The following is an 8,605-nucleotide window of genomic DNA, read 5'->3' as shown; positions in this document are numbered from 1 at the left end:
ACCAACATCGCCGCCGCCACCGATCATTACCGCAACCATCCCGCCGACGGACTTCAGCTACTTGGTCTCACCACGTGAGAACGCATCAGCCCTGGCGGCTGACCAGCCGACATCTGGCGAAGAAAAGCGGTTGCGGGTGAAAGGCGAATACCGGGCTGCTTTCTTCGTGAACAGCGCCGAAAGCGGTATTTCGTTTCCTGGCGTTTTCATGAGTGGGTCCCGCGCGGCGATCAGCATCGCGGGCAGCGCGTACGGCGGCGCCTGGCGTGCGTCGTACGCGGGGGTGCGCACACCGCCAGCGAGGCGTCACTGGTCAGGATGGCGACCTCCAGGCGGCGCAGCTCCGCGCCGGGCTCGAGCCCGAGATCTCTGGCCAGGAGGTGCCTGCCCGCCCGGTAGACCTCCAGCGCCTCCGCCTGGCGGCCCGTGCGGTAGAGGGCGAGCATGAGCTGACCACGGAAGCGCTCCTGCAGCGGGTGTTCGTCCACCAGCACCGAGAGCCTGCCGATGAGGTCGGCGTGGCGGCGTAGCCGCAGGTCGGCGTCCATGCAGTCGCCCAGGGCGGACAGTCGTTCCTCGTTGAGCCTGGTCGCCTCCTGGTGGAGCGGTGGCAGGTCCTCGAGCCCCGACAGGGCGGGCCCGCGCCACAGCGACAGCGCGGCGTGCAGGAGCTCGCTGGCCTGGGCGGCCCTGCCCGCGGCCAACGCCTGTCCGCCCTGGTGGGCCAGCGTCTCGAAACGGCGGGCGTCGAGGGCGGACGGCGGGATGTCGAGCGTGTAGCCCTGGGCGCGGTGAACGATGGCGTCGGCCGCGCCGAGCGTGCGCCGCAGCCGGTGCAGATGGAGCCTGAGGCGTTTGACGCCCTGGTCGCCGGCCTCCTGGCCCCACAGCGAGTCGACGAGCACGTCGCTGTGGACGACCCTGCCTGCCTGGCAGAGCAGGAGGGCGAGCAGCGCCTGCTGCTTGCCGGACCTGACCGGTAAGGGGCGATCGTCCTTTATGACATCGAGCGCGCCCAGAATTCTAAATTCCATGGCGCTCAAGAGCTTTTCCACGAACGGAGGATAGAAGCGCGGATCGAGAAATGGAGGAGAAACCGAAGAGAAATCCTCCGAACCCACACTCAAGCGAGAAGTCACCGGCCTCGCGGGCTTAAAATCCACCAAGAGAGGGCATGTCATGAAAAAGGCCTGGTTTGTGCCGGTCGCGGTCGGCCTCATCGCCGCCTTCCCCGCCACCTCGACCGCCGCGCGGAAGCCTGCCGACCCCGCCACGCCACCGCGCCCGACCGCGACAGGGCCGGCCCAGGAGCCGCACGCCCACGGCGCGCCGCTGCGATCCGACGTCGACCGCCCCAAGCCTGGCAGGGCACGCCCGCTCCCGAAGACCACCAGGGGCGCGATCGCCGTCGACGAGGGCCTCCAGGCGGCCGAGCAGAACGGCAGGACGGCCCGGCCGCGCGCGACGACACCCGGCCCCCGTGCGACCACCACTCCACCCCGCGCCACCACGACCGGCCAGAGCCCCGGGGCGGCCGAACCCGAAGCTACGACGACCGGGCGGAGTCCCGAGTCGGGCGAATCCGGCGTCACGTCCACCGAGCGGAACCCCGGGGCGGCCGACTCCAAAGCCGCGACGACCGAGCAGAACCCCGGGGCGGCCCAAACCGCCGCGACGGGTGGGAAGGTCGCGCTCAGGGCGCTCGTCATCGCCGTCGACGCCGACGACTTCGGCCTGGCCACCTGGAAGGCCACCCTCGACCGGGTCGGCATGCCGTACGACGTGGTCGAGAGCAGGTCGCAGCCCCTGCCCGCGCTGGTCAGACAGGACGGCGTCGGCAGGTACGACGCGATCCTGCTGACCAACAACGCGCTGCTCCACGACGGCGGCAACGGGTTCGTGAGCGGCCTCGACGGCGACGAGTGGAACGCCCTGTGGGCCTACGAACGCGACTTCGCGGTCAGGCAGGTCTCCCTCTACACCGCCTACGGCACCTTCCCCGAGGACTACTGCCTGCGGCAGGGCAGCGAGGGCGGGATCGGCACCACACCCGTCAACGCCACGCTCACCCCCGCCGGCGCGGCCGTCTTCGACCACCTCAAGGGCACGGTCCCGATCAGCCAGTCCTACGTCTACCGCAGCGTCGTCCAGCAGGGCTGCCAGGCCGACCCGATCCTCACCATGGGCAGCGATGTCCTGGGCGTCAGGAGCACCTCGGCCGACGGGCGCGAGCGGATGGCGCTGACGTTCACCTCGAACCAGTACCTGCCGCAGGCCGACCTGCTCACGTACGGCCTGCTGCGCTGGGCCACGCGGGGCGTGATGCTGGGAGAGCGCCGCCACTACCTCAATGTGGACGTCGACGACTTGTTCTCCCACACCTCGCACCTCAGGACCGACGGCACCGTCGACGACAACCCGGGCTTCAGGATCAGCCGCAACGACGCCGACAGCACCTACAACCAGCAGCGCAACTTCCGCGCCACCAACCCGCTCGCCGCGAACTTCAGGCTCAACCTGGCCTTCAACGGCGAGGGCGCCAACCCCGCCGCGCCCAGGACGTGTGTGCTCACCCTGCTCAGCCCCGACCCGCTGACCAGCTACTCCAGGTGCAGGGCGAGCGCGTTCGCGTGGATCAACCACACCTTCACCCATCCCAAGATGAACGCCACCGACTACCAGACCAGCTACAACGAGATCGTCGACAACCTCGCCAGGGCCCAGCGGCTCGGACTGGCCGTCGACAGGACGGTGCTGAAGACGGGCGAGTACTCGGGCCTCGGCGTCTACCACCCCGACCCCGGCAACGACATCGACCCGCCCACCGACCACGGCCTGGCCGCCTCCAACCCCAACCTGCTGGCGGCGGCCAAGGCGGCGGGCGTGAAGTACCTGCACGGCAACATGTCGTTCGCCAGCCACCGGCCGGCGTGCTTCAACTGCGGGACCTCCCACCCGCTCGAGCCGTCGCTGCTGGTCGTGCCCGACTGGCCGACCAACGTGGCCTATCACGTGACGACGCCCGCCGAGCAGACGTACTTCTACAACTCCTACTACGGCCCGAACGGCAAGTTCCCCTACTGGCCCGTGAACCAGACCTACAGCCAGATCGTGGGGCACGAGAGCGACGTCGCGCTCCAGCACGTCATGTCGGGCTCGGTCTACTCGCACACCTTCCACCAGGGCAACCTGCGCGGAACGCCGAACCTGGTCTTCGACTGGCTCAACGCCGTGATGACCAAGTACAAGGGCTGGTACAAGGTGCCGGTGCTCACTCCGACCTGGGGCGAGCTGGCCGCCTACGTCGAGGCGCGCAACGCCCACTTCGCCGCGCTCCCGCACGTGGACGCCGTCTTCGACCGGCAGGCCGCCACCATCACCTTCACCTCCGACGCGGCGGGCGGCGTCTTCGCGACCAACGCCGACGCGAGCGCTGTGCCGTACGGGACGGACAAGGTCGCCAGGATCGCGCTCAGCCCCGGCGCCCCGCTCACGGTCCCCGCGAGCGTGCGCCCGTGAGAGTGACGCTCGTCTCCGAGGGCACCTACCCGTTCGCCATGGGGGGCGTGAGCGTCTGGATGGACCAGCTCATCCGGGGCATGCCGGACTACCGCTGGGACGTCGTGACGCTCACCGTGGACGGGGCCGAACGCCCGGTCTGGGACAGGCCGGGCAACCTCGACAGGGTGACCGCGGTGCCGCTGTGGCGGCAGCAGGCCAGGAGGCCCGCGCCCGTCCCCGCGGCGTACGAGGAGTTCCTGCGGCTCATCCTCACCCCCACGGTCATGGGGGAGGGCAGCCGCGCCTTCCTCGCCGTGCTGCGGGAGCTGTCGCAGTGCGGCGACCTGCTCGGCGCGCTGACCGGGCCGCGGGCGCTCACCCTGTTGATGGACCGCTGGTACGGCCAGCGCATGGACGGCATCAACCTGGCCGACGCGATCACCGCCGCCCACCTGCTCGGCCACATGCTGCGACCGCTGACCGAGCCTCCCGTCCGCACCGACCTGACGCACGTGGCGATGAACGGCCTGTCGATGCTCGTCGCGATGGCGGCCAAGTGGCGGTACGGCACGCCGATCGTGCTGTCGGAGCACGGCGTCTACCTACGCGAGCGGTACCTGCAGTACCTCACGGAACCCGCCTCGCACGCCGTACGGGTGCTGCTGCTCAGCTTCTTCAGGCGGCTGGCGGGCGCGTCGTACGCGATCGCCGACCGGATCGCCCCGCACTCCTCCTACAACAAGCGCTGGCAGCTGCGGGGCGGCGCCGACGACGGCAGGATCAGGGTGATGTACAACGGCGTCGACCCCGCCGACTTCCCCCTCGCGACCGGCGAGCCAGACCGGCCGACGCTGGTGTTCATGGGCAGGATCGACCCGCTCAAGGACATCCACACGCTGATCCGCGCCTTCGCCGTCATCCGCGACAAGCTGCCGGAGGCGCGCTTACGCATCTTCGGCGGCGTGCCGGAGGGCAACGAGTCGTACCACGCGAGCTGCGTGGCGCTGACCGCCGAGCTCGGCCTCGACGCGTCGGTGGTCTTCGAGGGCAGGGTCGCCGCGCCGCTCGACGCCTACCACGCGGGCCATGTGGTGGCGCTGACCAGCATCTCCGAAGGCTTCCCCTACACCGTGGTCGAGGCGATGGCCTGCGGCAGGCCCGTGGTGTGCACGAACGTCGGCGGCGTCTCCGAGGCGGTGGCGGGCGCGGGCTACGTCGTCGCGCCCCGCGACCACCTGGCGGTGGCCGAGGCGGCGCTGCGGCTGCTGACCGACGGGCCGCTCAGGCGCAGGCTCGGCACCCTGGCCAGGGTCCGCGTCATGGAGCGGTTCACGTTACGGCAGTCGCTGGCCGACTACCGGGGCGTCTACCAGGAAGTCGTCGCATGAAGATCATCATCGAACCGCTCGACGAACTGGTCGAGCAGGTGCGCCCCAGGCTCTCCCAGGCGGTCGAGCCGCTGCAGGTGGCCGCCGCGCTGGAGTCGGAAGGGCTCAACGACAAGGTGGCGCGCGAGCGCTACGGGCACCCGGACGTCTTCTCGCTGGCCGAGGCCGTCTACGCCAGGCTCGGCAGGGACGAGCCCGCGCCCCCGCCCACCGAACTGCCCGTGGCCGCCTGGCGCTCCCTGGTGCACGGGCCGCTCTACGCGATGCCCGCCGCCCTGCTGCCCGCCGTCACCGCGCTGATCGGCGTGCAATGGCTCATGCCGGGGCTGGTCGTCACGACGGGGATCGGCTGGGTGCTCGGCTCGGTGCTGTCGCGGATCGCCTACGGGCTGGTCGGGCGCGGCTCGCCCGGCACGGCGGCCAGGACGCTGCGGTGGGGGCTCGTCGCGGGCGTGGTCCTCGCGGGCGGCACGGCGATGCTGTGGGACGGCCCGGCGTCGACGGTCGTGCTGGCCGTGGCCCAGCTGACGTTCCAGATCTGCTCGGGGATCCTGCTGTTCCACCGGCGCGAAGGGCTGCTCGCGGCCCTCATGCTGCCCGCCACCGGCGCGGGCGTGCTCTATGTGGTCACCGGGCATCCGCTCGTCGCGCTGGCGGCGGTCACGCTCGGCGTGGTGTCGATCAGCGCGGTCGCCTGCGCCGCCGTCCTGCTGACCAGGCCGTCGCGGCCGGACGGGCCGGTGCCCCTCGACCGCGACCTGGGCGTCGCCGCCCTCTACAGCGGCCTGACCGCGGCCTTCCTGCTGCAGGCCGAGGCCGCCTACGTCGTGGCCAGGCCCGACCTGGCGATCACCGGGGCGGGGCTCGTGCTCGGCATGGGCGTGCTGGAGTGGCAGGCGCACCGGTTCGACGCGGCGGTGCGCGGCGTGGTCAGGCAGGTCTGCTATCCGGCCGAGTTCACCGCCCAGGGCCACCGGCTGCTGGTGCGCGGGCTCGGCGGATCCATCGCGGCGCTGGCCGTCCTCACCGCGGTGCCCGTGGCGTTCACGCAGGTCAGCCTGCCTGGCGTGGTGATGGCCGCGGCGCACGTCGTGCTCGGCGGCGCCTACTTCATGGCGTTCCTGCTGGCCAACCAGGGCAGGCTGGTCGAGCTCTGCCTCGCGCAGGGCGCCGCGCTGCTGCTGCATCCGGGTGCGGGCCTGCTGCTGCCGCGCGACGTGCTGGCCGACGTCCTGCTGTTCCTGGCGGCCGCCCTGCTGTTGCTGTCCGTCCTGCTGGCCCTGATGTCGCACGGCCTCAGGGACGTCTGGTACTACCGCTGAACGGAGCGCGCGTGAAACCGATCTGCTTCTACTACGGCGACGGGCGGCTCGACCGGCTCGCCGTCTACGACAAGGTCGTCCTGCAGGCCGACTTCTACGACGCGGCGCAGCTGGCCGTACTCAAGGGCCATGGCGTGCACACGCTCGGCTACCTGTCTCTCTCAGAGGACGTGGGACCGCCCGCACCGTGGCATCGGAACGAACGCAACCCCGACTGGGGCGGTGCGTTCGTCCACGTCGGCGACCCGCGCTGGGTCGGTCACGTGGTCGACCAGGCCAAGGCGGCGATCGCGACCGGGTTCACCGGGCTGTTCCTCGACACGCTCAACCTCGAACAGACCTATCCGGAGGACCTGCCGCACCTGCTCGCGCTCATCGCCGCGATCAGGGAGGAGGCCAGGCCCGACTACCTGCTGGCCAACCGGGGCTTCGGCCTGCTGCCCCGGATGGCCGAGCTGGTCGACGGCGTGCTGTTCGAGTCGTTCTCCGCCCGCTGGGTCGACGAGCACACCTACGCGCCCTGGCCCGACGACGTGCTGGAGGTGCACGCCACCGTGGCCGAGCAGCTCCTGGAGTACGACCTCGACCTGTACGCGCTGGACTACGCCGACACCGCCGAACTGTCCGAGTTCGCCCATCGGCGGGCCACCGAGTACGGCATGCTCTGCTTCGTGAGCGACCGCATCCTGTCGCGGACCTAGCGGGGGGCCGTCTCGCGCCTGGCGCGTCCGTAGTCGGCCAGGGCGTGGAAGGCGGCCTTGGGCTCCCAGGGCAGTCCCGGGTACGCGGCGCCCGTGCCGTACTCCAGGATCTTGACGACGCCGAAGGCGGCGGTGTCGAAGTCCCGCCCGGGGTCGTCGGAGGCCGGCAGGTGCCGGCTGGCGAACGTGTTGACGAACGCCGTGTCCGCGCCCACCTCCGTGTAGCTGCCGAGGAGTTCGAGCACGTACCCGGCCTGCTCCTCCTCGTCCCTGGTGACGGCCGAGACCAGGCGGGGGCGGGCGCGCTCGTCCCATTCGACGATGGAGTCGCCGCGCCCGCCCAGGGCAGCGGCTCCCCGGTGGGTGGCGCAGCCGAACTCGGTGACGGCGAACGGCTTGCCCTGCGCGATCTGCGCCCGCAGGCCCTCCATCCAGCCCGGCGGCGTCGACGCGTCGCGGTAACCGGCGTCGGTGGCGATGAGGTCGAACGGTGTCCAGTCCACGCCCTCGAAAGGGAGGGAGGCGTAGCCGACCTGGCCGCCGAAGCGCTCCCGCACCCCGGCGACGGCTCGGGAGAGGAAGGCGTTGATGCCGGCGTGCAGTCCGGGGAGGGCGGCGCGCATCCGCTCGGGGTCGGTGACCACTGCCAGCCGCTCCTCCAGGCCGTCTCCGGGCAGGAAGCCACCGGTGAACAGGCTGATCTCGGAACCGGTGAGGAACACGACGCGCGCCCCCGCCCGGCGCAGGCGTTCGGCTCGCTCGGCGCCGTCGAGGAGGAACGCCATCAGCTCGTCCTGCGTCAGGCCGTTGGTGAACGGCGAGTACCAGACCTCCAGGCCCGCGTCGGCGGCGTGGCGCGCGGCGGTCTCGAGGCGGTCCTGCACGCCTCCGGTGATGCGTACGGCGTCGCAGTGCAGGTCGTCGTGGATGATCCGCATCTCGCGGCGGACGGCCTCCGGGTCGAAGGGCTCGTGGGTGGTGGACCCGGCGGAGGTGAAGCCGGTGTCGTAGGTGATTCCGTAGGCACGCATCAGAAGCCCATCTCCGCGCCGCCGGGCATGGCGGGGCCCCTCTCGGCCCGTTCGGGCTTCTCGGCGATGACCGCCTCGGTGGTCAGGAACAGCGCCGCGATGGAGGCGGCCTGCAGCAGGGCCACGCCACCACCGGGGACGATGCCCTCCTCGACGGCCGCCTTCGCGTTGCGAACGGCGTCCTCGATGCGGTGCTTGCGCTCCTTCAGCTCGTGCCTTGACCGCGACCGAGCGGAAGACGCCCTTCATCTTGTTGACGATCAGGGTGGCCAGGGCCTCGCCCTCGATGTCCTCGGCGATGACCAGCAGCGGCCTGCCCGCCTGCACGACCTTGTCGAGCAAGGGGATCACGTCCCTGTTCGCGGAGATCCTGCCGCTCACCAGCAGGACGTACGGCTCGTCCAGGACCGCTTCGAGCCGGTCGGAGTCGGTGATGAACAGCGGGGCGAGGTAGCCCTTGTCGAAGCGCATGCCCTCGGTGAGCTCGAGGTCGAGGCCGAAGGTGTTGCTCTCCTCGACGGTGATGACGCCTTCCTTGCCGACCTTGTCCATCGCCTCGGCGATGAGGACGTCACCGGCGGAGATGGAGGCGGTGGAGGCGATCTGCTCCTTGGTCTCCACGTCCTTGGCGAGCTTGGAGAGCTCCTCGCTGACGCGCTCGA

The 8,605-nt window shown here is 70.9% G+C and carries 7 protein-coding genes and 1 pseudogene; 4 read left to right on the top strand and 4 right to left on the bottom strand.

The genetic code is table 11. The annotated features are described in order from the left end of the window. Window positions 1–57: 57 nt before the first annotated feature. Complete coding sequence (locus tag ACFXJ8_RS43605) at window positions 58–237, bottom strand: hypothetical protein (protein ID WP_379651411.1); 180 nt, start codon at window positions 235–237, stop codon at window positions 58–60. Beyond that, window positions 231–1,055, bottom strand: coding sequence for a BTAD domain-containing putative transcriptional regulator (locus ACFXJ8_RS43600; RefSeq protein ID WP_379651409.1), 825 nt, complete (start codon window positions 1,053–1,055; stop codon window positions 231–233). Before ACFXJ8_RS43600 ends, ACFXJ8_RS43605 begins: the two co-directional genes overlap by 7 nt. A 124-nt stretch (window positions 1,056–1,179) precedes the next feature. On the opposite strand from ACFXJ8_RS43600, the gene ACFXJ8_RS43595 reads away from it, so the two are divergent. The 4 genes from ACFXJ8_RS43595 to ACFXJ8_RS43580 are packed head-to-tail and all read left to right on the top strand — an operon-like array spanning window position 1,180 to window position 6,912. After that, window positions 1,180–3,519 carry a hypothetical protein gene (locus ACFXJ8_RS43595; protein WP_379651407.1) on the top strand — a complete coding sequence of 780 codons (2,340 nt, stop codon included), beginning with the start codon at window positions 1,180–1,182 and terminating at the stop codon, window positions 3,517–3,519. After that, complete coding sequence (gene pelF, locus ACFXJ8_RS43590) at window positions 3,516–4,889, top strand: GT4 family glycosyltransferase PelF (RefSeq protein ID WP_379651405.1); 1,374 nt, start codon at window positions 3,516–3,518, stop codon at window positions 4,887–4,889. The genes ACFXJ8_RS43595 and pelF overlap by 4 nt, the downstream gene beginning before the upstream one ends. Continuing rightward, window positions 4,886–6,211, top strand: a complete 1,326-nt coding sequence (locus ACFXJ8_RS43585; RefSeq protein ID WP_379651403.1) for a hypothetical protein — start codon at window positions 4,886–4,888, stop codon at window positions 6,209–6,211. The genes pelF and ACFXJ8_RS43585 overlap by 4 nt, the downstream gene beginning before the upstream one ends. Window positions 6,212–6,222: 11 nt before the next feature. Then, complete coding sequence (locus tag ACFXJ8_RS43580; RefSeq protein ID WP_379651401.1) at window positions 6,223–6,912, top strand: hypothetical protein; 690 nt, start codon at window positions 6,223–6,225, stop codon at window positions 6,910–6,912. On the opposite strand, the gene ACFXJ8_RS43575 is transcribed toward ACFXJ8_RS43580, so the two are convergent. Together ACFXJ8_RS43575 and ACFXJ8_RS43570 are read right to left on the bottom strand one after the other, a co-directional pair. Further along, complete coding sequence (locus ACFXJ8_RS43575; protein ID WP_379651399.1) at window positions 6,909–7,943, bottom strand: hypothetical protein; 1,035 nt, start codon at window positions 7,941–7,943, stop codon at window positions 6,909–6,911. The genes ACFXJ8_RS43580 and ACFXJ8_RS43575 overlap by 4 nt on opposite strands. Then, window positions 7,943–8,605, bottom strand: a pseudogene (locus tag ACFXJ8_RS43570) (hypothetical protein); the annotation flags it as partial. The pseudogene ACFXJ8_RS43570 and the gene ACFXJ8_RS43575, both read right to left, overlap by 1 nt.

The sequence above is a fragment of the Nonomuraea sp. NPDC059194 genome, assembly GCF_042754765.1.
In the GTDB taxonomy this organism is placed as follows: Bacteria; Actinomycetota; Actinomycetes; order Streptosporangiales; family Streptosporangiaceae; genus Nonomuraea.
Note: the sequence above shows the minus strand (reverse complement) of the source record. Positions and strands in the feature narration are given on the sequence as shown.

Bases quoted from the DNA above. Each gene is read 5' to 3' on its own strand.
- ACFXJ8_RS43595 (WP_379651407.1), top strand. From the start codon at position 1,180: ATGAAAAAGGCCTGGTTTGTGCCGGTCGCGGTCGGCCTCATCGCCGCC.
- ACFXJ8_RS43585 (WP_379651403.1), top strand. From the start codon at position 4,886: ATGAAGATCATCATCGAACCGCTCGACGAACTGGTCGAGCAGGTGCGC.
- ACFXJ8_RS43605 (WP_379651411.1), bottom strand. From the start codon at position 237: ATGCTGATCGCCGCGCGGGACCCACTCATGAAAACGCCAGGAAACGAA.
- ACFXJ8_RS43575 (WP_379651399.1), bottom strand. From the start codon at position 7,943: ATGCGTGCCTACGGAATCACCTACGACACCGGCTTCACCTCCGCCGGG.